General features: G+C 41.3%; 18 protein-coding genes. 4 read left to right on the top strand and 14 right to left on the bottom strand.

What is annotated here, in order from left to right; genetic code table 11:
- Positions 1 to 258: 258 nt before the first annotated feature.
- Positions 259 to 1,167 (bottom strand): LysR family transcriptional regulator, encoded by a 909-nt coding sequence (locus tag ACYPZI_RS12760; RefSeq protein WP_459602199.1) that lies wholly within the window; start codon positions 1,165 to 1,167, stop codon positions 259 to 261.
- 118 nt (positions 1,168 to 1,285) lie between these two features.
- Between ACYPZI_RS12760 and ACYPZI_RS12755 the strand changes: the two genes are divergently transcribed.
- Positions 1,286 to 1,459 carry a hypothetical protein gene (locus ACYPZI_RS12755; RefSeq protein ID WP_459602197.1) on the top strand — a complete coding sequence of 58 codons (174 nt, stop codon included), beginning with the start codon at positions 1,286 to 1,288 and terminating at the stop codon, positions 1,457 to 1,459.
- Positions 1,460 to 1,520: 61 nt separating this feature from the next.
- Here ACYPZI_RS12755 and ACYPZI_RS12750 read toward each other — a convergent pair whose 3' ends face one another.
- On the bottom strand, positions 1,521 to 2,459 hold the full coding sequence (locus tag ACYPZI_RS12750) for a hypothetical protein (RefSeq protein ID WP_459602195.1): 939 nt from the start codon (positions 2,457 to 2,459) through the stop codon (positions 1,521 to 1,523).
- Between the two features lie 365 nt (positions 2,460 to 2,824).
- Here ACYPZI_RS12750 and ACYPZI_RS12745 point away from each other — a divergent pair, with 365 nt between their 5' ends.
- Together ACYPZI_RS12745 and ACYPZI_RS12740 are read left to right on the top strand one after the other, a co-directional pair.
- A complete protein-coding gene (locus ACYPZI_RS12745; RefSeq protein WP_459602193.1) occupies positions 2,825 to 3,196 on the top strand; it encodes a hypothetical protein in 372 nt (123 codons plus the stop codon).
- Positions 3,196 to 3,753: an RNA polymerase sigma factor gene (locus ACYPZI_RS12740; RefSeq protein WP_459602191.1), complete on the top strand. Its 558-nt coding sequence runs from the start codon at positions 3,196 to 3,198 to the stop codon at positions 3,751 to 3,753. The genes ACYPZI_RS12745 and ACYPZI_RS12740 overlap by 1 nt, the downstream gene beginning before the upstream one ends.
- A gap of 1 nt (position 3,754) precedes the next feature.
- Here the strand turns inward: ACYPZI_RS12740 and bla are convergent, their stop codons facing one another.
- The 12 genes from bla to ACYPZI_RS12680 form a co-directional block, all read right to left on the bottom strand.
- On the bottom strand, positions 3,755 to 5,347 hold the full coding sequence (bla, locus tag ACYPZI_RS12735; protein ID WP_459602189.1) for a class A beta-lactamase, subclass A2: 1,593 nt from the start codon (positions 5,345 to 5,347) through the stop codon (positions 3,755 to 3,757).
- Positions 5,348 to 5,625: 278 nt separating this feature from the next.
- Positions 5,626 to 7,008 carry a hypothetical protein gene (locus tag ACYPZI_RS12730; protein WP_459602187.1) on the bottom strand — a complete coding sequence of 461 codons (1,383 nt, stop codon included), beginning with the start codon at positions 7,006 to 7,008 and terminating at the stop codon, positions 5,626 to 5,628.
- Positions 7,009 to 7,140: 132 nt separating this feature from the next.
- Entirely contained in the window at positions 7,141 to 9,171 is a 2,031-nt protein-coding gene (locus tag ACYPZI_RS12725; RefSeq protein WP_459602185.1) for a protein-disulfide reductase DsbD family protein, read from the bottom strand.
- A 7-nt stretch (positions 9,172 to 9,178) separates the two neighbouring features.
- A complete protein-coding gene (locus ACYPZI_RS12720) occupies positions 9,179 to 10,438 on the bottom strand; it encodes a retropepsin-like aspartic protease (RefSeq protein WP_459602183.1) in 1,260 nt (419 codons plus the stop codon).
- Positions 10,439 to 10,507: 69 nt separating this feature from the next.
- Positions 10,508 to 11,914 (bottom strand): TlpA family protein disulfide reductase, encoded by a 1,407-nt coding sequence (locus tag ACYPZI_RS12715; protein WP_459602181.1) that lies wholly within the window; start codon positions 11,912 to 11,914, stop codon positions 10,508 to 10,510.
- 12 nt (positions 11,915 to 11,926) lie between these two features.
- Positions 11,927 to 13,396 carry a BT_3987 domain-containing protein gene (locus ACYPZI_RS12710; protein WP_459602179.1) on the bottom strand — a complete coding sequence of 490 codons (1,470 nt, stop codon included), beginning with the start codon at positions 13,394 to 13,396 and terminating at the stop codon, positions 11,927 to 11,929.
- Positions 13,397 to 13,430: 34 nt separating this feature from the next.
- Positions 13,431 to 15,158, bottom strand: coding sequence for a PKD-like family lipoprotein (locus ACYPZI_RS12705; RefSeq protein ID WP_459602178.1), 1,728 nt, complete (start codon positions 15,156 to 15,158; stop codon positions 13,431 to 13,433).
- A gap of 11 nt (positions 15,159 to 15,169) precedes the next feature.
- Positions 15,170 to 15,985, bottom strand: a complete 816-nt coding sequence (locus ACYPZI_RS12700) for a DUF4843 domain-containing protein (RefSeq protein WP_459602176.1) — start codon at positions 15,983 to 15,985, stop codon at positions 15,170 to 15,172.
- Between the two features lie 17 nt (positions 15,986 to 16,002).
- Positions 16,003 to 17,535 (bottom strand): RagB/SusD family nutrient uptake outer membrane protein, encoded by a 1,533-nt coding sequence (locus tag ACYPZI_RS12695; protein WP_459602174.1) that lies wholly within the window; start codon positions 17,533 to 17,535, stop codon positions 16,003 to 16,005.
- A gap of 17 nt (positions 17,536 to 17,552) precedes the next feature.
- Positions 17,553 to 20,912 carry a SusC/RagA family TonB-linked outer membrane protein gene (locus tag ACYPZI_RS12690; RefSeq protein ID WP_459602172.1) on the bottom strand — a complete coding sequence of 1,120 codons (3,360 nt, stop codon included), beginning with the start codon at positions 20,910 to 20,912 and terminating at the stop codon, positions 17,553 to 17,555.
- Between the two features lie 202 nt (positions 20,913 to 21,114).
- Entirely contained in the window at positions 21,115 to 22,299 is a 1,185-nt protein-coding gene (locus ACYPZI_RS12685; protein ID WP_459602170.1) for a FecR family protein, read from the bottom strand.
- Between the two features lie 69 nt (positions 22,300 to 22,368).
- Positions 22,369 to 22,938 carry an RNA polymerase sigma factor gene (locus ACYPZI_RS12680; protein WP_459602168.1) on the bottom strand — a complete coding sequence of 190 codons (570 nt, stop codon included), beginning with the start codon at positions 22,936 to 22,938 and terminating at the stop codon, positions 22,369 to 22,371.
- A 183-nt stretch (positions 22,939 to 23,121) separates the two neighbouring features.
- On the opposite strand from ACYPZI_RS12680, the gene ACYPZI_RS12675 reads away from it, so the two are divergent.
- Complete coding sequence (locus ACYPZI_RS12675) at positions 23,122 to 23,547, top strand: hypothetical protein (protein WP_459602166.1); 426 nt, start codon at positions 23,122 to 23,124, stop codon at positions 23,545 to 23,547.
- Positions 23,548 to 23,911: the final 364 nt, after the last annotated feature.

Genomic DNA, 23,911 nt, shown 5'->3' with positions numbered 1-23,911 from the left:
AACTCAAATGTTTGACATTAAATAAATTCATCGGGATTGGTATGCCCGATGCTTACAAAGTGAGTTAATTTTACTTGCTACGATAGTGAAGAAAAATACCAGATTGACTGCCGTTGCAACAAAGTCGTCTAGGTAATATACAAATATATAGGTAAAAACCCGAATTTGCAAAGCCGGCAATAAAATCAAAAAGTTAGAGCCTGTTTAAATTTTACCAAAACATTTTATTATAGCTCTTTTTTCGTATCATGCTGACATTCATTCGACCAATATATTACTTATTATAAAAAATTTTACTTTCGCCACATACTGCGGTTGTATTTTATTCTTGTTATATGCCAGATAAATCGTATTGGTCGCCGTAACGTTCCCGCGCCATAACACCTTCACCAATCCCTGTTTTAAAGCTTTGCCCGCTATAAGGTTAGACGATACAGCCAACCCATCGCTATTGGCTACGGATTTCAATATAGCATCGTTATCGGGTATCACGGCATGTAATCTCAACAACGGCCGTTTTTTGAAGTTCTCGCGCCAAAACCGCCGGATCAAAGGCAGATTATTGTCGTATGCATACCATTTTTTTGATTTTAACCACTTTTCTATATCGTTCAATTTATCGGAATTTAGATACACGTCAAAATCACTTACATCAGTATTCGTATTGCATACGATAAAAAACGACTCTGTAAAAAGTAGTTCATAAGTCAGGTTATCGTCCGATTTATTTTGCCTGGTAATAATAGCAATATCAAGATCATTATTTAGAAGCTTCTGCGTTAAATCATCGGCTAATCCATATTCCACAGTCAGATTCAGATTATCCTGATTCCCTATATGTTCGGCCAGATAGTTATTAAAGAGCTCGGAAGGAGTACCGAAACGGATGGTTGGATTTTTGTTAAGTACCTTACGTTTAAACTCAGCCTCTACTCTTTCCAGATTATCTATTGATTCTACTATTTGCGTATACAACTGCTTGCCATATTCGGTAGGCATCATTTTACGTGGAAGCCTTACAAATAAAGGTTGCCCGATATAACTTTCGAGAGAAGCCAATTGAATGCTTAGATTAGGCTGCGACACCATCAGTTCTTGCGAAGCCCTCGTAAGTGTACCATATTGATAAATAGCCTTAAATGTCCGATACCATTCCAAATTTACCATAGAAATAATTATTTACACGATGCAAATCTATTACTTTTTTTATATTAAAGTTCTAAAAAAACAATTATTGTCTCATATTTATTTTACATACACTTTGTTCTTGTGACCGCTGGTTGTCATGCAGAGCAATAGCGAAGCGTCTCTCATACAAAGGATAGACTGGAGCATGATAAAAGGATCAGTATACGAAGTCGACCAAAATGAGTACAAAGTAGAAATAAAGGAAAACTCTACTGAAGTAGACCACCGCATTTATATAGAAGATTTGGGTGTGGATATTTATGAAATATAGGCAAATAGACGGAAAGTGGTATCTTGTTTATTACAAAAGTATTTTTATATAACTAAGCGATTTACTTCGTACTTATAATCTTATCACCACCGAAAATCAGAGTGCCTGCCGGGTAAGACCATATTTCATTTTTACCGGATTGCCTTATTTCGGCTGGCTCTCCCCAAGCCAGGCGAGTCATTTCTTTGGTCATCCCTACCCTCACTTTATTTTGAAGGATACGACGATAATTGTTTTCATTATATTTTTTCCTCATCGCTAAAGCTTCTGAGGCTGTATATACCTTTTTTATACCTTCACTGTTGACAATTGAAGAATAAGGGATAGCTGTTCTCAATCCGCCGCTATTCTGAAGGACAAGAGACAATTCATTGTTACTGCTGTCCACATCGAAATCGATACACTTCCATATTTGCCCCGTAGTAAAGGTCAAAGCTTTTCCGGAAACCAGATTTCGCGACATACTGAGTACATCGTCCGAAATCACATATTCTTTACCGATCATCCGTTGCCTTTCCTTTAAGAAAAAGCCTGTCAGGATAAACGGGAAAGTAAATTCCGAATTGGCATTATACTTATAGTAAAGAATATCTCCATCCGGCTTTTCCTGTAGCTTAAAATAGAATTCATCACCGTATTCGCTTACATCTTTCTTTGCTTTGGGATGTCTGATCACATCAATCACCTGAAAGTACTTGCCTGCTAAATCTTCGTAACGTGAGCTGTAATTTTTCCCATTCGGTTTGTATATGTTTTTCTCATCATTCAGTAAATCATCATCCTTTTGGTACTTCAAAATGAAACCCGGATAACCATAGGCCTGAGACGATTTTTCCAAACCTTTCAGATACAGTTCTTGCCCTATATATTGCCGGACATTTTTCCCTAAGAAATTTGCTGTACTGTCGTAAGGTAATGTAGATTGCTCATTCTTTCCTTTCTGGGCAAAAAGCCCGATCGTAAAAATAAACAGAAATATATTTACGGATATTTTTTTCATTGCTTCTATTTTTTTCAGAGGGCAAATGTACGTATAATCTCAAATATAACAATATATGAAAATTACATCCTCTTTGCAATCAGGAAATAACAAGCTTATAATTAAAAACTTACAATTAGCTCATAAAAAAACATGAAAAGTTTAAAATATCCTTTCCACTCATTCGTCATAAATAATAGAAGGCTTTCTTACGAATAATGTTATGAATAAAATATATTTGCTAAATAAAATGGAAAAGAAATTTAAATACTCAATCGTAGAACCTGTAATCACCCTGATTACGACATTGCTGCTAACTGCAGGCACGATAATTTACGTGATAGACAAGCTTTTTTAAACGATAGATAATTAAAAGAAAAACAGATATGAACAAAAAGAAAAAATTCCTCGGCGCCCTCATTTTCTTGGCAGTGTTTGCTGCCGCCATAGCCATTGTTATGTTGTTATGGAACGCATTAATACCTTCCATTATAGGATGGACTGCTATTAACTATTGGCAAGCCGCCGGGTTGATGCTTCTCTGCCGTCTTTTACTTGGCGGATTCGGAAGATTCGGTAAATTTGGAAGATTCGGACATCATCACCATCACAAGTTTCATAAAAGAAAAAAAGAAGAGATGATCGCATTCAGGGAAAAAATGAAAGATATGTCCCGTGACGAGCGTAGTGAATATATCCGCGAGCGGATGAGACCGGACTTCTTTGAAAGGGAAGATAACGCAGAACCAAAAGAGTAATGACGGCCAAACAGTCAGAAAATGTCTCGGATATATTTAATAAATACCGGGTACAATTAAAGAGTTATATATCTAAACGTGTTTTTTCGAAAGAAGATGGGGAAGACATTCTTCAAAATGTCTTCTACCAACTTTCGAAGATCGATCTGGTGGAAAAACCGATCGAACATGTTTCGGCATGGCTCTATTCCGTGGCAAATAACCAGATAATAGATCGCAGCCGGAAACATAAGGAAGTGGAAATGCCTTATGTGAAAAACGAAGATGACGAATCTTTTTTGGAAGAAATTCCCTATCTGTTGGCTGACGACAACAATTCTCCCGAGACTAAATACCTCCGGTCATTGGTATGGAAGGAGCTGGAAACAGCTTTATCTGAACTTCCCGACGAACAACGTGAAGTCTTTGAATTAACAGAACTCGAAGACTTCTCTTTTAAAGAAATATCGGAAGCAACGGGCATAACCGTTAATACCCTCATTTCGCGTAAACGCTATGCTGTGCTACATTTGCGTGAACGCCTGAAAAACCTTTACCACGAATTATTGGAGAAATAATTTATTTCGACAGATAGTCATAAACGACTTTCGATATTTCAGCAATTATACCCGCGTTTGTATCATCATCTTCCCTCGAATCCGATACGAAAACAGCTAGTGAATAATATCTTCCATCGGGTAATTGAACAATTGCAATATCGTTATCCGCAGCCCTTATGCCTTCTTCATTTCTGAACGACAGCCCCGATTTATGAGCGGCGATTGTTCCTGCCGGCAACGAAGCCTTGATTTTATTCAGACCTGTCGTATGCCCGGTCATAGCATTCCATAGAAAATCGTGAAACTTTGCAGGTAAAATCCGCTTTGTCTTGTATATTTCGAGAAGCTTAGCAGCTGTGTACGGAGTGCTCCAGTTCTGATATTGCACATCCCAACGGGTATGCATCGCTTCTTCGGTAATAGCAATAGCAAAATCCATAAGTCCTAATCCTCTGATATATTTATCAACATAAGCCGGCCCTCCCAGAAAACGGAACAAAATATCGCATCCGTTATTATCGCTTTTTGCTACTGCATACTTGATAAGTTCACCAACGGATATTTTAAAATTACCTTTCGGATGATCGTCCCGTAATGGGCTATATGTTTCCGGCAACAGATCAGACTCCTTAATAAACAATTCATGATCAAGAGACAGGTTGTTCCTGTCCAGATAATCCAAAACAGCCAGAGACAGATGGAATTTATAAACGCTTTGCGTAGGGTAATGATGATCGTTATTAATAAGTATAGTATCTTTTCCGTTGATGATCAGACCAACTCCGACTGTCGCTTTTTTATTCTCAAACACTTTAGACATACGGTCTCTCAGTTCTTTATTCGGGATAACTTTTTTATGCTTAAACAACCATGGAGCCAAACCTTTTTCCTGAAAAGCATTTACCCAGCTACCGTGGTTTACCCCTTTATATTCTATATATTCCGCATCACAGCCAAGTTCTTTAAGTTTCTTGTAAGCAGAACGTGAATTTTCGACAGGAACAACGGAGTCTTCATCCCCATGAAATAACCAGACTGCCGTATTTTTTGCATAAAGGGACAACTTATTCAGATCAGTTCCACCACATATAGGAAACGCAGCGGCGAAAGTATCGGGCATACGCCAAAGTAATTCGAGTGTACCCATTCCACCCATTGACAAACCACCCACATAAACTCGTTCTGTATCAACCTTCCCGGAAGACATCCAATCCTGAACAAGGGATACAAGCGTTTGCATAGGAAGCGTGGCTTTAGCAGTAGCTTCGAATGTAAAGCCCGTTTTATGATCTATCTGATGACGTTTTACATTTGCCCAATAGCTATTTTCAGGACATTGAGGAGCGATAACTATAGCCTGATTTCCTGTATAAAAATTATCTATCAAAAACTGCTTACCATGTGTAAGTTGCTTTTGATTATCATTACCGCGTTCACCTGCGCCATGCAAGAAAACAAGTAAAGGATACTGTTTCGCCTCATCATAATTTTCAGGAAGCATTACCTGGTATGGCAATGTATACCCATTTACCATAAAAGAAGCATTCTTGAACTGTGCAAAACCCGGTTGCCAGCAAAACAACAACAATAGAGAAAGATGTATTTTTTTCATATATAAATCATTGACAATTGATTACAAATCGTACCCCGATGGTTTCAGGGAAAGCAAAGATATTCATTTTTTCCTTGTCAACAGTTATCAGTGAACAGTCAACAACTCGTAACTCGTATCTTTTTAACTAAAATGTAACAAACTTCTACAGTTAGCAGTCAACAGTCATCAGTCAACAACTCGTAACTCATAACTTTTTTTCAAAAATATTTTTCGCTTAGATTTAAACAGGCTTTTATATATTTTGATATTTACATATGGGAGAAACAGTCAACAAACTACAAACCTGCCAGATCTATTTCGATGGCTGCAGGGTAAAGTCGCTTTGGGTCAAAGAACAGAGCGCAGCTGTTGATCAGATGTCTCCGCTCAAGCTTCACCTTACCCTGAAACGCCTTTTTACCGTTTATGGTCAAGTTGACATCTTTGCTCAACTCTACAAGTTCCGGACATAAATAGACCGTAAGTTTTCCTTTGGTGGCAGGCGTATAATTCTTCCCAAATTTCATTTCTATGCCCCACCTAGGATCGGTTTCGATAGTCTCATAAGAGACCAGATCGGCCCGAAGGGTGATATTGTTGCCGTCTATACGGAGTTCATAGTATGTCCGTTGCGAAGCGTCATCATTTGACCGCTCGTTTACCGCCAAATTGTAAAATCCCTGCCGATAGTAACCGTCCATCTCGAAATTCTCCCATGACACAAATTTCGGATATGGATTACGTGTAAACTGCCTAAGCCAGGGAGTGGTGGTGGAGTAATTTATTGAGTGGGCGTGGTTGGGAATAAGTTCGATACGGTGGACAAAACTTCCGGGATACTCCGACTGCAATCGTTCAAACTCATCCTTCGTATATTGCGTCAGCTTGTTTCTGTGAAACATAGCGTCATCAGCTCCGGTGAGCAAAGAGAAAGCTATGTTGCGGCAATTCCCGGCAGGGGCGTTCTTCAGCGGTTCGCCACCGGCCATTGGACCTGCACCTGCCATATAATCGGCATAGAACGAAGCTAGTCGTTGGCTTCCATAGCCACCTTCGGAAATGCCGAAGAAATAGACTTTGTTGGCATCTATATTGCCATTTGTGAAAGCCTGCCGCAATAGTTTTTCATAAGCCCACAACTTCGATTGCATATACCATCGATAACGCTTTTCGTTGGGCATTTGCGGTACGAAATAGGCTGATGGCGAATCGTTGAACCGCTGTGCCAGAGTTATACCGGCCTCCCATTCGCGGTCTTTCGGTCCCGAGCCATGCAGATAAACGAATAACGGAAATCCCTCTTGTGGCTTTTCTCCTTTCGAACCCCAATAGTATGGCATCACAGCATCGGCTTCAAGCTCCTGTGGCAGGTGCCAGTTATCCGAATAACGTTCGGCCAGCGGTTCAAGCCCGATCAGTTTTTCCTCATCAAAATCCGTATTGGCAGCTTTCCACGCCTTCCATACCAGTTCCCGCTCTTGGACAATATCCGCGAGCCTGATAGGTGAGCGATCGTCAGAGTGTTCGGCATTTCCCGCTAAGTGACCGGCAAAATATTTTGCCAACTCGTTCTCAATCTTTTTGGAATCTTTTCCTAACATCCGGTAGTTACTGCGAACACAACTACTACACATGAGAAGTATGACTAGCAATACGAAAAGAGGAAGGAATGTTTTCATAGGGTTTCTTTCTAATGTTTTGTTTTTTCGGGCAATAGAAATTACCCTTACAAAATAATTGGAGTGATTTAGGTGGCTTCGCTACCAATGACAAGATAAAATGTTTTTATTAAATAAACTTTATTATTATTTCTATTTACCTGTTTCTTTCTTAAAGTTCTTCAGTCCTGTATTCAGGAAGTCGATATATTTACTCACATCCTCGTTGTATGCATATGAAGGCCCTATAGGGTTTCCGTCGTTATCCAGCAGGACATAGTATGGCTGGGAGTTTGTGCCGAACTTGTGGCGTTGCAGGTAACTCCATTTGTCGCCTATTGTTTTCAGCTTGGTGGTTTTACCATTTTCTTCTACCTCCATTACCTCAGGCAGTTTCTTCTTATCGTCTACCATCAGGGTAATCAGCACATAGTCTTTTTCCAGTAATTGCTTCACACGGACATCTGTCCATACCGACGCTTCCATCTTACGGCAGTTGACACAGCCATATCCCGAAAAGTCTATCATCACAGGCTTATCGTTCTTACGGGCATATTCCATACCGGCTTCGTAATCATCGAACATGGCATGGACTTCACCCTTGTACAGATTGAAATCCTGAGTGAACAAAGGAGGAGAGAATGCACTGATAGCTTTCAACGGTGCGCCCCACAATCCCGGTATCATATACACGGAAAAGGCAAAAGAGATAATTGCCATGAAAAGACGCGGTACCGAGACATGCTTCAAATCGCTGTCGTGCGGCAGCTTCAGCTTTCCAAGTAAATAAACCCCTAATAATATAAATATTACGATCCATAATACAAGGAATACTTCGCGGTCGAGGATTCCCCAGCCATAAGCAAGGTCGGCCACAGACAGGAATTTAAGGGCTAAAGCCAATTCCAGAAATCCTAAGACAACCTTTACCGAATTGAGCCAGCCTCCCGATTTAGGCATACTTTCGAGCCATGACGGGAATATAGCGAACAGGGAGAATGGAATAGCCAGAGCCAAAGCAAAGCCGAACATACCGATTGCCGGTGCGACAATAGAGCCTGAACCGGCGGCCTGTACCAGCAGCGTCCCGATAATCGGCCCTGTGCAGGAAAATGATACCAGCGCCAATGTAAATGCCATAAAGAATATACTGATAATACCGGTAGTGGAATCGGCCTTCTGATCCATCTTGTTTGTCCACGAAGACGGTAAAACCAATTCGAATGCCCCGAAAAACGATATGGCAAAAACAACCAGCAGAGCAAAGAATATAATATTGAAAATCGCACTTGTAGCTAAGTCATTCAAGGCGCTTGCCCCGAATATACCGGTTATCAGCAGTCCCAAAGCTACATATATCAGGATGATGCCCAGACCGTATGTCATTGCATCCTTAATAGCTTTTCCCTTACTTTTTTTATTCCGTTTGAGGAAAAAGCTGACAGTCATCGGTATCATAGGCCATACACAGGGGGTAAGCAGGGCTATGAAGCCACCGCCGAAACCTCCGAGGAATATCCAGAAAAGAGACTGTCCGGACGTATCGCCTGCCGCACCGTAAGTTTTTACTTCTTCTATCACGGGTTTCCATAAGTCGCCGCTGCTTACTGCCGTTACGGTCGGTTGTGCCAGTGAGTCGGACGGTATCGAATCGGCTGTAGCGGAAATAGTCTCTGCCGTTGCCGGGGTACTCTCTCCGGCTTCTGCAACTACAACTGTTGCAGGCAGGTCTTTCGACTTAAAGTCCAGATCTATCTTTATCGGAATACACTGGCCGTCTACTTCACTGCAAACCTGTGAACGCAAATCACCTTCCAACGAAAAGGCTGCTTTGTCAGTTATTTTCAGCCGTTGAATAAAGGTAGCCTGTCCTTCATAATAGCCGACTTCCATTTGGAATATATCATCATAAGACTTTTTCAGTTTGGAATTGACAGCCTTAAATTCACCTGCCTTCGTCGCTCCCTTCAGCTTGTCGATGGATAAACTGGTAGGCAGGGGCCCTCCTTCGGGTATGTGAATATCGTAAAGGTGCCAGGTATGATCTATCTTAAAATTAGCAGTGAGTTCCACTTCTCCATTTCCTTTATCGAGAAGCTTTACGGTCCATGTCGCAGGATTCTGTGCGTATGCCCAGGTGAAAGAGACAAGGGTTAAAAAAAAGGATAGAAATGTTTTTTTCATATTGGTTTTAAGTATATTTGCGTGGAGTTAAGCGTATCTCTTTTTTTAAGAGATCAATTATTAAATTATATCCGGCCCAGAATTGTATCCCGATAGATCCATCGATCTCGTCGTTATGAGTTGAACTATTGAGTGCAGATGCCTGTAATGTTACAGGAATATTATTCTTTATAATGTTCCCGGCTCTGAATTCGTATGCTTTTCCATGATAGACCGGGGTAGAATACCCCATGCTTACGGTCGTTCCCATAGATTCGGGCTTGAACCCTGATTGCAGCAACTGTTTTTCCCTGACAAAATTACTAAAGGCAATCAAGTTGTAATTTGCGCCTGTGTCGAGCAGAAAATTTCCCATGACCGATTGCATTTCTGTTATCCCCAACTCGGAAGGAATAATAACAAGAGCACGATGCATCCTGACGGGGATTGTAATATCATCCCCTGCATAATGATAATCTCCGAAACTATACAAATATATTTTTTGATTATCGAAGTCGATTTTTGTAATATATTTCTTTATCAGGTTCAAGCCGATAATGCCGTCCAGATTGTTTCCAATCTTATCGAAGATGGCCATATTTTGCCCGGTAAGCGATAATGAATCTGTTAAATGCACTGTGTTTTCTGAAGATATGCTTACTTGTGTCCGGCCTCCCACAATATTTGTGTTTTGGGTATAATTCGCTTTTATGCCTAATGAGTCGGCCAGCGATTTTTTTATAGCCATGCCGTCGGCTCCTGTGTCCAGAAGGAAAGACAGACGGTGGCCGTTGTTGTTCAGCTTGATGGACAGGACTATAGACTGGCCCTTTTGCCTGAAAGGTATGACAGCCGCCAGTGAAGATTTTCTGTATCTGCTTTGTCCAAACAGGCGATCGAAATAGTCGATGAACAAGATTTTATTTTCACTGTCGAAGGCGATAATGCTTTCTTGTGGCTTACTTTGTTGCAGTACGAACCTCACATTGACATATACCGTATCTTTGCCGGTTTGTATAGAGCCGGGCAACAATTCGACAGCCCCGAAGTTCACATGTTGCAGGATTGTCTCCAATAGATTATTAGTACCTGCACCCATTTCTGTGCTGATGGATACATCTTCGGAAAACGTTTTTCGAATTAGTTGCATATCTTTATTTCTCAGCCCTTCGCCCAAAGTTTCAAGAACCGATTGAATGCGACTGTCATTTGCCTGGCAGTACGCGGGCATCGGAAGAAAGGCAGTAATAGCAATAACAGTAACGAGTCTGATATATTTCTTAAACATCTGATAAGCTTAATAAGGAAAAGATAGCTCTGTATCAGGCTACCTTTCCCGGTTTGTATTTAGCAGTAACTATTCTTTCAATGCACTGTTTATAACTGCTCTTATTTCGTTCGAAGATGGGCGGGGAGCGTCTGCAAAGATCAGTTTTCCATCTTTTCCTACCAGTATAAACCGTGGTATCCCTTTTATGTTATATGGCTTCATAATAGCTTCGTTAGCCGCATCTCCCGCAAAAATCTGAATACCGGGCAATCCTTCTTTTTCAAGGAAGTTCAACCATTTTTGCTTGTCTTTCGAAATATCCACATTTACGCCGATAAAGACCATATCCTCGTTTCCATGATATTCAGCTTCTAATTTTTTCAGGAATGGAAACTCCCTCTTGCACGGGCCGCACCATGTCGCCCACACATCGATATATACCACCTTTCCCTTGAAACCGGACAGGGCGAATTCGTTACCCGTCCTATCCGTAAATTTGAAGTCTATTGCTGTTTTTCTTTCCACGTTCTTATTCAACGAGGCTTCAACGCTTTTCCATCGTTCCTTTTGGCTTGCTGTAACAACGTATTTACCGTATTTGCCTGCATATTCGGCAAAACTTGCAGGCGAACGGTTATTTCTTGCCAGCATAACAGCCAGTTCTCCCTTGATGGTATCGTTGCTTATTAAGTCCGAATCAGCGCCACCCAACAAATATGAAGCCGGATCATTATATCTTTTTTTCTTCTGTTCATCGCTCAGGCTACCGTCTAATTTAACGGCAGTCATATAGCTTTGCAACAGCAGGCTCAACCCTCCCGGATAGTTCAGCAGGGAAAGATTTTTTGTCAATGCAGGCAGATCGATATTTTTATAATATCCGATAAAGTCGTTTTCTTTCGGATGCTTGTTACGCGGAGTCTGTATAAACGTCAAAGCTGTGCACAGAAGGTCGTTCTTCATGAAATCGTTGAACGAACTGTTGAAGTTCGTATTCGGCGTATTCACCGGAGGATAGTTGTCTAACTCTTTCAGCTTTCCTTCAAATAACGGAAAAAAGTCCTCGTATGTGCTGCTTTTTCCTTTGAAGTAAACGGCTTTGTCTTCGAGTTGGAAAATAAAGCCGTGCCAACGCGCCATCTCCTTGTTTTCGGGAGTATTTTCGCCTGTAAGCTCATAACTGTTTTCCGAAACGTGTACATTCAACTTGTCGCCGGGCTTGAAGTAAAATATATACCTGTTTATAATGGTAGAAGGTGAAAGCCCGATAACATAATAACCCTCCTGTTGCGGCTCGAATGTAAATGAGAAAGCGCCGTTTTCTCCCACCGGAGACGATGCTACCTGATGCAGCACACTGCCTGCTACGCTATACAGTTGGATGCTTTTTGGCTTTTCGCGTTGCCATAGTCCGTTGATAACGGAAATATTCTGCGAAAAGCCATAACTTGCACCCAGTAACGTTAAAAGTAATGTCAGTATTATTTTTTTCATTTGTTTCTCTCTTTAATTACCTGTATATATATAAAATTGAGACAAGCGTACAGCAGCGGACGATGGAGTTATACTGAACCGGAGATACCGCGCTGTAACCGGCTCGGAAATCTTCACATACATATTTTGTGTTGCTCCGCCTCTTTCTATTTTGCCGGCAAAACTACTCAACCCTGCCGCATATTTTGCTTCTGTTGCATAATAAATATCAACGGCTTTCATCGAATTATTCGAAGTGCTGGAAGAAAGGCATATTCCGGTTATGTTCTGTACCTCCTCGCCCAAATCGATTGTTATATCCAAGAGCCTGCCGCTCATACTTGTAATCATATAGCCTGCCGAACCATTCTTGAATATTTCATTGGCGTAACCATTGGGAAAAGTTGTAGAATAAGGAGGAACGGACCACGCCGCTAACAGGTCGCGCCCACTACTATCGGCAAGCTTAGGTATCCCGTATTTCGAACGATCTGTTACTTTTGTACCCAAATCGCTTTCAGAAGCGACATATTCGCTATGCAGATCACTATTGAACACTATCGCGTAAAACACACGCTGTGCATTTACTTTATCAATATCCGCACCCGTAATGGACGTTATCTCGAGCGGAACGACATAACCCCTCATATCTGTCAGAGTTGAAACATTCCCCTTATACGAAAAGGTTCCTTCTACAGACTTAGCCCCCGCGGGAAATGTTACCTCCACCGGTTCAAAATCACTTTCGGGCACTGCCTGATACTCGGTTCCCATTCTGCTATTAAAATCCGAAACGAGACTGTTATTCACAGATAATACGATCTTTGTCTCCCCTATTATTTCATAAAGCGATGATAATTTGAATTTTATATCGTTAAAATCGTTATCGAAGATTCCCAATACAGGATTGTTCGTTATTTCACCGCTGCTTTCCATGTCGTTAAAATATACGCCGTTTTGCTGCGAAACATTGATTTTAAGATAAGCAACCCGCTCTTCATAATCGATTTTCACATCGGCGCCGCCATAAGAAGTGATCTTCACAGGCAGAAGGTAACCATTTCTGTCCAAAAGAGCCGACAACTTTCCGGTATAGGCTATCGCTACGGAATCGGCAGACTGAGTCTGGCCTTTCGGGATAGTCAACGTGCTATGGCTCACACTGCAATTCGTTATATATTTATAGCCGGTTCCATGCTGTACATTGTAGACATCGACCAGCTTGTTGTCGATAGCCAGCCTGACTGTCACATCATTCCCTACGGCGTTGGTAGAATGTACCGGAAACTTGATCAGGATAGTATCCGCCCCTGTAACTTCAGCGTTTGCACTGTGACTGATCCGGTAATTGAATACCGAATCGGCGATATAAACGGCATGAGCCGCATCCGAACCTGTTTTTTTTGCAAAATCATGTATGTCTTCATTGCAGGCGGTAAACAATCCTATTCCCAGTGCGGCAAATAACAGGTATATGCTTTTTTTGATGATTGTATTTTTCATAATTCTTATATTTCTTAATGAACGAAAAACTGAATTACATTTCTTTGTAGCTCAAGCCGACGATTTTACCCAGTCCTGTCCATGACATATCTATCTGGTATCCATTTTTAGCAGCTTCATTATTCGGGAATTTAGCCCGTGTCAATTGTCCTGAAACGTCACTGACTATCGTGAAGAATTCCAGTTTTCCACCCGTATCTTTCCCCAGCGAGGGATTATAGGTAGCCACTGCCAGATGCCTTTCCGCCCCGCCCCCGATACCGGTCGTGTTCGGAAGCATGTATTTGAATGCGGTAATTTCATTATAGCCGCCGGAAAGAACAGTTGATGTAATATCTTCAACAGCAGCGTTGGCAGCCGATATATCAGCCTTGTACACTTTGTTGTCATTCGTTACGTAATAGAGATAAGGCGCCTTTGCGAAAGGAGATCTGGCAAAGAATTTCGCTTGCCCGATGTTACTTATTGCCGGAAAAACAGACGCCCTTTTCTTGTTCTCTGTGGTTACCATATTTGCTACTGTTTTTTGGTCTGTAAACTCGATATATTTATAAGAACCGCCAGCCTGTTTCAGGATTGCGTAACCGGCACTGGGATAAAAATTATCCTCTTGTTCACCCATATACAATAAACCATCGTTCGGATCGCTAAAATTGAATGCTCCGCCCGCTTCATTGGGCAAAGCCTGCGTGTAATACAGGTCTGTTGTTCCCACTACAGCCGGAAAAGACTGATACATAAAAGCCTTCTGCCCCGTATCATAATAAAGGGCGCCGCTTGTCCCCAAATAGGTGAACGGAGCAGGTTCGAAACGAGCGTTACCCGACGGGCGCAAGTTGTTCATCGGATTGGAATAGAAAACCCACATGGGCCACACGGTACAGATATACCAATTGCCTTGCCCGTTTCCCTCATTGAGATAGAACATCGAACGAACAGAAATTATCGCCCCGTGGATAACATAGGCAAACTTCATTTTTTCGGCAATAATCGGCTTTCCTTTTTTAACATATTCTTTATCCAAATAAGAATTGGACTCAATAGAATTGGATATGTCATACGAGGGTTTCCATGAAAAATCATTTGTCAGGATGCGGGTGGTATACTGATTGGTCAGGATATACAGCGAATATTCCAATCCGGCCTTGTTATAAGGATCAGGTGCCATCGGATCGTGGAAAGCGAGAACATCGTAAGGTTTCACACCTTGGCGGGGCAGTTCCGATCCAGACATTTCCAGTATATTCTTGTAGAGGGTAAATTGTCCGGCACTCGACAGGGCTATCTGGTCTATATCGAAGTCGTTGTCGTGTTCGCACAATGCCAAGAAACCTCTGGTGAGCGGATTGTTTACTTTGAGGAGAAACGTTTTCCGGTAAGGAATCTGGTTTTTTTTATTCACAATCTCGTAAGCCAGCGAGTATGTTTTATCTGGCATGCCGATAGGATCGGCTACTTCTATATCCAGATTGCGGCCTTCCTGCAAAACCTGCCATCCGTTACTAGTCCTGTAATACCATGTATAGGTAAAAAGGCTTTCGTCCTCCCCTGCCGAGAACTCAAGTATCGGCTCTATTTTCAATGTCTCGCCCAAATCGCAAGTGTAGTTGCTGAGGCCTTTGTCATTGCCAGTATCCCGGATTTTGACGATGTTTATATTTTTATAATCGTAATTGCCTAAGTCTTCATTACAAGCAACCATAACTGCAAGGAAAGAGAAAAGGACAGTTGCCTTGAATATATTCATTCGTATGTATTTCATGATCTTCTATTTTATTTGAAAGTTGAACCCATTTTTATTACATAGCCGTTTTCGTCGGTCAGAGATACCCCATGTTCCGTATAATATTGATCGAGATACCGGTTTACCTGGGCAACTATTCCATAAGATACTTCGCTTGGTATCCGGGCATCCAATACATCTTTTGCTTTCTGAGTAGCCGGATCGTGCATAAAAAAATCCCTGGTAAGGCCACACACGTCGCAGATAAGCTGCAATTTCACGTTACTGAAAACCCCGAAGTACATTGTAAGCATGGCTCCTGATTCAGGATCGGCCCAAAGGCTCGGCATGTCTGCTTTCGCATCAAAATAGACATTATACTCCAGCCCGCTTTTCGTTGGGGCATTGTAGGCCGTGGTAAAATCCACATGGAAATATTCATTCGGAAGCAGCCGTATTCTGCCCATCAGTGTGGTTGTTTCCAGTCTTCCGGAGTTTTTCACCTTGATTCCGAGAAATCCTCCCACTTCTCCCGCCGGAATGACAGAGGGTAAAATCTCAATGTCTTGTCCCTGAATAGCGCTCGATTCGGCTTTGATCACTTCAGCGGCGATCGGGCGGTCTTTATCGGAAACGCGCCCCATCAGAAGTACCTCTACATGGATTACCGAGTCATTTTTTACAGGGTTGTCGTATCCCAGGTTCACTTTGGTTTCATCGGAACCTTGTGGTATCACCGGCCTTGCCCATGCAAAATAAATCCGGTCTACATCCTCGTAAGTCGGCAAGCTGTCGTGGGTACACGACGAAGCATATACCAGAAGCAAACCGATAAATAATACTATATTTGTCTTAGTAGCTTTCATATTCTCAGATCTATTAATTAAATATTGGTTTCATCTTCAGGAATAGGCACTACATAATTGTAACCCGGAGAGGGAACACTTGCTTTACCTTCACCGTTTCCTTTGAACATTTGCGTGCTGCCGCATCGCTTGTGGAAAAAGAATACCTGTCCTTCGCCGAAAAATTCACGGTAATATTCCCTTTCGATATGCGTCTGTATCTCTTCGTCCGTCTTGTTCACAGTCAGGTAATACTGTTCCGTCAGTCCTCTGTGTTGCAGTACGCTATTCAGCAGTTCTACCGCTTTTCCCTTGTTGCCGGTTTTCAAAGCGGCTTCGGCTTGTATATAATACATTTCTGATATGCGTATCAGCGGTTGTAAATCTTTAACCGCCGATTCTTCGTCGGAAATCGGTATGTACCTGTTCGACCTGTAGGTTCCTTCATTGGAGTATCCAGGCGATGAAACCACGTTACTTAGCGTCCATTGCTTAGACCGGATATCGAGCATGCTGCTCAGTGCATTTCCTTCATAGGCCAATATGTTTTTGACAAGGTTGTTATAGTCTACAACGTAACTGTCCCTCATATCCGTACCTGCATACCAGCTTGTTGCAGACGAAGCTTTGTTCAAGTTGTTGATACCGAAAATCACTTCTGAGAAAAAGATATAATCGTAGTCTCTTACGAATGTTGTGGGATTAACCCATTTGAAAACGTTACCAACCCGGTCGGTAACGGCTTTTGCCGCTTCCGCCGCTTTTTCATCATCGCCAATGTATTGTTTTATACGGGCTTCGAGGCCTTTCACGGCATAGTAATTCATCCTCCGGTTACGATTTTGGAAGAAATTGTCATTTTTCAACTTATTTGTTATGCTTTCAGTGTCGGTCAGCACCGGATCGTTGTTGTTAAGCAAGCTTTCGGCTTTTTCGATGTCTTTCAGCACCAAGGCGATATATTCGTCGGCCGAACTATATTCCGTTTCTTCGTATCCGGTATGGTTCAGCGTTATTTCCGTCTTGTTGTTGTACGGAAGTATTTTGTTTCCGTTCCGGTTGCTGTAAACAGGCCCGAACATACGGAAAATATCGAAATGGAGGTAGGCCCGCAGCCCGTAAGCTTCGCCCAGCAATATTTTTTTGTATTTTTCGGACATAACGGCCTGAGATTCTTCTACATTCTTAATGTATATATTGATATGCAATAAGGCAGAATAGGCATTTTTCCAGATATTGGCAAACAGGCCTTTGGTTTCATCCGATGTGTAATTGAAATTAGCCAGGTTGTAAAACGGCATCGACCTGTCTCCTGTGCTCGGTTGCGACAGCGGATAAGTATACACATGCCCCATCACCTCCAGCGTAGTCTGAGTCAGTTGTCCGCCATACAAGTGCTCGCCTATCATCTCCCTGTACAATCCGTTGGTAGCCTGATAAATGTTATCTTCTGTGGAGAATTGTTTATTCTCCAGCATTTTATCCTTTGGAGTCACATCCAGCCAATCGTTACATGATGTGAATGCTGCAACTGCCAAAAGAAGGAATGTATAATATACCTTTATTTTCATATTCTATTCGTATTTAGTTAAAATTGTGCGCTCAGCCCCATCGTCACAGCCCTTTGGTAAGGATAATCGACTCCTCTTTCCTGCCGGATAGTGCTTATACGGAACAGGTCGCTATATGAAACAGATAATTGCAGGTCTCTAAGCCCCAGCGATTTGATCCACGGGCTTTTGGTAAAGTCCCATGCCAGGCGTGCGCTTTCGCCGCTGAAATAGTTGTTGCGCTGGATAAAGCGCGACGAAATAGGCGTTTTGGTAGTCAGCGAAATTCCCTTAAATTCAGATATGTCGCCGGGATTTTGCCAGCGGTCATACAAAGCTCTTTTATCCTGATTGTAAATAATATTATTACCCGAAATATTTTCAACTTTTGAGAAAAGGGCAGAATTCATATCATATCCTCCCAGACTATAACGGAAATTGAAATTCGCCGTCAGTTCCTTGTAGCGGAACGACAAACCGAAGATACCTTGCACTTTGGGACTTCTGTTGGCAATCACCACCCTGTCGTCGGCAGAATAGTCGAATGTAGGCGTACCATCCTTTTTCAGGAAGATTTCGCGCCCGGTAGCCGGATCGATACCCAGCGACCTTACAGCCCACATATCACCCGGACTGCCGCCATCGCGGTACTGTACCAGCGAATTGATATTCTGGCTGGCTTCTGTACTCTCTTTCTTAAAGCTTTCATTCAGGTTATTCAACGCTTTATCGAATCCGTCGTATTCACTCCTGTTGAATCCGGCTGTTAGCCGCGCGCTTAATGAGACGCGCTTTGCCTGGTTGCGGATAAACTGGTAATTTGTTGAAAGTTCATAGCCTTTTGTGGTGAGATACCCCAGACTGACCAAATATCTGGAGATGCCGGACGATGGTTTCTGGTCGATATAAAGTACCATCGGATCGGTATCGGTAATGTATGTATCGAGGGTCAGGTTGAACCTGTTATCCAATAACGTTAGATCGATACCTGCCGAGAGTTTGGTCACTACTTGCCAATCCAAGTTCGGGTTCGCGAGATCGGACAAGTATGAAGCCGCCCCGAAAATATCGTTTCCGGGATAGTAGCTGTACACATTCGTAGAAAGGTTGTTTACGTTCTGGTTTCCGTTCTTTCCGTAAGATCCCCTGATTTTCATATGCTGCATCCATTTCCAGTCTTTGGCGAACGGTTCCGAGCTTATATTCCATCCGGTGCCGACCGACCAGAAATTCTTGAATTTCTTGTTACGACCAAAGGCGGTCGATCCGTCAGCGTTGTATGTAAAGTCGAACAAGTAACGGTACTGGTAGTTATAGTTGAACGCCAGCAGGAAGTTCGCTTCCCTAAAGATATTTTCTGAATATCCCGGACGGCTTCCCTCCAAATATGAATAAGAATAGGAAGGAATACCTGCCACTCCCTTCGGAAATCCTGTAACAGTATATGAATCGCTGTTGGAAGACATTGATCTCACAGCCGCCCTTCCTGCAAAAGTCAGGTTATGCACAGTCTTCAGGTTAAGTCTGTAATTTAAGTTTGTATTGGCGCTGTACGACCAACTGCTGCCGTTGGCCGACGTGTAACGGCCTTGCTGCGTATAATCCAGCCCGTGAAAATCAGTATGTCTGGGATCCTTAAAAGATACAATGTCGCTTGTCGAAGTATTGAGGCTCAACGAAGCCGTCCAACGCAGATTGGGACGTATGAACCAACTGATCGACGTATTGTTTGTCAGCGAATAATTCTTTGTATCTCTTTTCGATGTCAGCATGGCGTTGTAATATGGATTTGGAGCTGTATAGGTTGCATAATTTTCTCCCCGTTTATAGCTATCCAGAAAAGCGGGTATCGTTCCGTCATCGTTAATCATTCTGTAATACGGGTTCGCTCCGGCAAAGTCGTAGAACGAGCCCCATCCGCCTTCATATCCGTTGGTCACGGATGTTGAAAGGTTATTGGAAATACTCAGTTTATCCATCCGGTAATTGAGATTTACATTTCCGCCGAAAGATTCGCGATTCGAACCTTTCATAACCCCTTCTATATTTTTGAAGTTAGTTCCTACCTGATACAGGAATCCGGCTTCCCCTCCTCCGCTCACATCCAGAGAATGAGATTGCGTAATTGCAGTCTGAATAGGAACTTTCAACCAATAAGTGTCTATGCCCCGTTCTATATTTTCCAATCGGGCATAATAGTCTTCAATTGGCGAGGTGTTGTACCAATCGTTGATGTCGCCGTAACGTCCGGCTTTTAACTCAAATTCGAGTTTTTCTTTAGCATTCATCAGGTTGTATACGCTCAGGTCGGCGACGGCTAATTGCATGTCGCCCCTGTATCCGATCCTTACCTGCCCCGGTTTCGGCTTTATTGTTTCGACAACAACTACCCCGTTTCCGCCTTTAGAACCGTATATGGCAGTAGAACCGGCGTCTTTCAGGATGGTAATGGATTCGATACGGTTAATATCGAGGTCATTTATCACCTGCAAAGTGGTTTCAAAACCATCGAGGATAAATAGTGGCTCGTTGGGATTCGACGACATATCGTCGAACACGGACGAGATATTAACGGTCGATCCCCCGCGAATGGAGATATTAGCCAGCTGGTTCGGGTTAGAGCCTTGCAGGTTATTATCGGTAATAACGAAAGCCGGATCCAGCGATTTCAGGCTTTGCAAAACGTTTATATTTCCGACTGATCTCAATTCTTCTTGCGTCACAGTTTTGTACGATCCGGTAAATCCCATTTTATTGTACTGTACAATACCGGCATTTACGACAACAGCACCGAGTTCGGTTTCGTTGCTTTCCATGGCCACCTTGTAGTTTGTCGTACCCGCTTTCAGCTTTAGCTCTTTGGGTTTCATCCCCACATAGGTGAACACCAGTGTTTCATTCATGTTTTTAACATTGATGGAAAATGCTCCATCGTTGTTGGTTGCGACACCTACCGAACTCTGGGATTTCAATTTCACGGCAACACCGATCAAGGGTTCTCCGTCAGTATCGGTAACGGTTCCCGTAACGGTAATTTGTTGCATGGGGGATTGTTCCGCCGGTTCTTTTACCTTTTTTTCGGTAATGGCGCTGTTTTCATGTTTCGATATAAATACCTGCCTGTCGGAGATGTAATAAGTATTATCTGTATTTCTGAAAACTTCATCGAGTATTTTATCTATTGTCTGGCTATGGATGTTTACAGAGACTTTTTTAGTCGCATCCAGGTTTTCATCGTTATAAAGGAAAATGTATTCGCTGTTTTTTTCAATTTCGGAAAATACTTCTTTAATTGCCTTGTTTTTCAGGCTTATATTCAGTTTAGTGGTTTGCGAGTATGAATTATCTGCATAAGCAACATTCATTCCTATCAAAAAATAGAAAAACATTATTCTCATAATTTTTGTTATTAATCGTGTACCGACACAGTTTCTACCAAACCTGTTTAATTTTATCATATATTTGTATAGATTTAAACGTTAAATATTTGAACGGTTTAACTTTTTGAATCCTTCTTCGGATGGTATCGCCAAATACCATCCGATTTTTTGTGTTTTATTTATGTATTTTCATAGGCTTCTCATCATTTTAAGGTTTTTATCATATTCTTTTTACGTTGTATTTGCCATTTATATATTCCACCTTGATAGGAAAAGAAAAGGATAGCCCTTTCAGTATATCTTCCGGATTGTCCTTCAAATCCATTTTTCCGGAACACCTAAGGTTTCTGACTTCTTCGCTGCATGTAATATCTATCCCATAGTAGCGGGAGAGGCGTAGTGCAACATCGGATAATTTCTGGCTTTCAAATATATACATGCCGTCAACCCACGATATATAATATGCCGCGTCGACTTTTACGACTCTACTCTGTTCGCCGTTATACTCAAACATTTCGGATGGTTTGAGTATAACTCCGCCGGGCTTATTATTTTTTTGTATTTTTACCGATCCTTTAACAAGTACTATTTGTTTCTCAGGATCCGATTCATACGCCATTATATTGAACCTTGTACCTAACACCCGGATACTCATATCGCTTGTCTTTACAATAAAAGGCTTGTTTTCGTTGTGCGATACATCGATGAAAATCTCTCCGTCGACATATATTTCCCTTTCTTTCTCAGAAAACTCAACCGGATAAATAACTCTGGTTCCTGCATTAACGACTAATCTGGTTCCATCGGACAAGGTTAGTTTCGATCTTTTGCCTTTGGGCACAATGAGTTGGTTATATGTTGCCAGTTCTTTTTTCGATACTTCTTTGTGGGCTATTTTTACATCGGCAGAGTCGTAAACGATATTGGTTTCCGCTTCATCGATTTTTATTGTTTGATTGTCTGATAATATTATTTGGATGTTTTCATTGTCATTTGTTACAGCATTTTCTTGTACAAACGACATTATATCCTGAGGTTCGTTTATCCGGAATTTTGATTTGATATAAGGGAAAGCGATAAGTAAAATAATGATGCTTGCCGCAGCGCAGCTTCCTATATAAATTAATTTTTTATATCTTTTTCCCGGATGGTTGGTGGTTTGAATTTTGCTCCATAATGCAGATACGTCAGAATCAGAGACGGTATTGTCATTATATTCTTCCAATGATTCCAGAAAATCTTTAGCTGAATGAAACGCTTCCCGGTTTATTTTGCCTTCTTTTTTCAAGCCTTCCCAAAATTCAATAGCATCTTTATTTTTAATGGAAGAAACAAAGAAGTCATCCTGAAGAAAGTCTTCAAAAGTATATTCCGAATAGTCGGTATTTAGATGTCGATGTGGCATAAAAAGTCAATATAAAGTCTTTGATTATAATTAGAGGACTTCAATAATCTCATTTTATACTCACTTTTTTTAATTTTTTTTCAGGAAATGATTTATTTTTTTCAGTGACCGTTGAATTAAGTTCTGAACAGATTGATAGTTCATATCCATAAGTATGCATATTTCTCCGATATTCATATTTTCATAAAAACGGTAGAGTATGGCTTCGCGCTGTCGTATAGTTAATATGCGTAAGGCTTTGGCTACGAGCAGGTGTTTATCGGTTTCGTTTTCTTTTGCTATATGGTCGTCTTCTGTATTACCAGTATCTATCTGATTATACTCGGGTAGTCCATCCAATGTTTCGAACTGTATTTTCCGTTTCTTTATGGCTGTAATAATACTGTTTCTTAATGCGACAAAGAGGTATACCTTTATATTATCCGGTGATTTCAGGTTCGCTCTGTTTTTATATATTTTTACAAATATGTCGTGTATGCAATCTTTTATTAATTCCTTGTCGGAAGTAAACTGTAAACCCTGAATAAATAATTTCTTCGAATATTTTTCATAAATCAGGCAATATGCTTCCTCATTTCCGGAAAGGAAATCATTCCATTGTAGATTATCTTCAGAAACATTCTTATTCTCTATAAACATAAATAAAAAGTTCACTCAATTTGTGATAACGGTATGGAAGTGAATATAAATATGTTACTATATTTTAATAGAATATTAACTTCTTTAATAGATTTACATGCAAATATAACAAATCTCGTCTTATAGTATGTCTTTTAGTTCCATTTTTGATTTTCAAATACAGAATATATATTTACTATCTTAATGTATACCTTTTTTAACAGATACAGTGGCAACAAAAATGTTTATTTTGTACTTGGTTGCTTTATCTCAGATATTTTAACCTCTCTTTTATCCCTCTCCACTTCTTCTTTTCAGCCTCCGCTTGTCCTTTACTACCCTGATTTGTTTCCCTTTGCTGTCACCGCTTTGGATGGTATGGTAGTATCCGTAACCCTTGGGTATTTCCGCGCCCGTCTCAACGGCGATCTATTCGAGGAACCTGCGTGCGCCCCACTCCCGGCAGTTGATCTTGAATACGATCTGATTGCCAAATTCATGGTTTTCCCATACCTTTGGCAAGATGAAATGAGTTATTTGTCGTCATGCAAAATACAGCAGGCCAGTGCGTTAACAACGTTACTTGTTCGTTACCTGTTTTTATACAAATATTGTGTTTCAGTTAGTTAGATGGGGATATTACTTTTAACTAAAAAGTAACAAACTTCTACAGTCAACAGTTAGCAGTTAGCAGTCAACAGTCAACAATTAGTTACAAGTTATCGTCGCTTCGCGCCATTTGCTAATTTGCTAATTTTCAAATTCGCTAATTCGCTTATTTTCAAATTATCACTGTATCTATAGATAAAACCAGCGTTGGACAATATCGTTACAAGTCAGTTGCGGGTTACGAGTTACAAGCTTTCATCGCTTCGCGCCATTCTTCATATACTCTATTAAAATCCAACAATTTTGTCCACATTTTTAGCAAAGCTGTTTATTTTTTTCTCTAGGGTCAAGACATATATATGTCTCCGACCAAGGTATTTTATTT

The sequence above is a fragment of the Dysgonomonas reticulitermitis genome, from assembly GCF_054601275.1.
The sequence above is the reverse complement of the archived record's forward strand: the minus strand, read 5'-3'. Positions and strand labels throughout refer to the sequence as shown.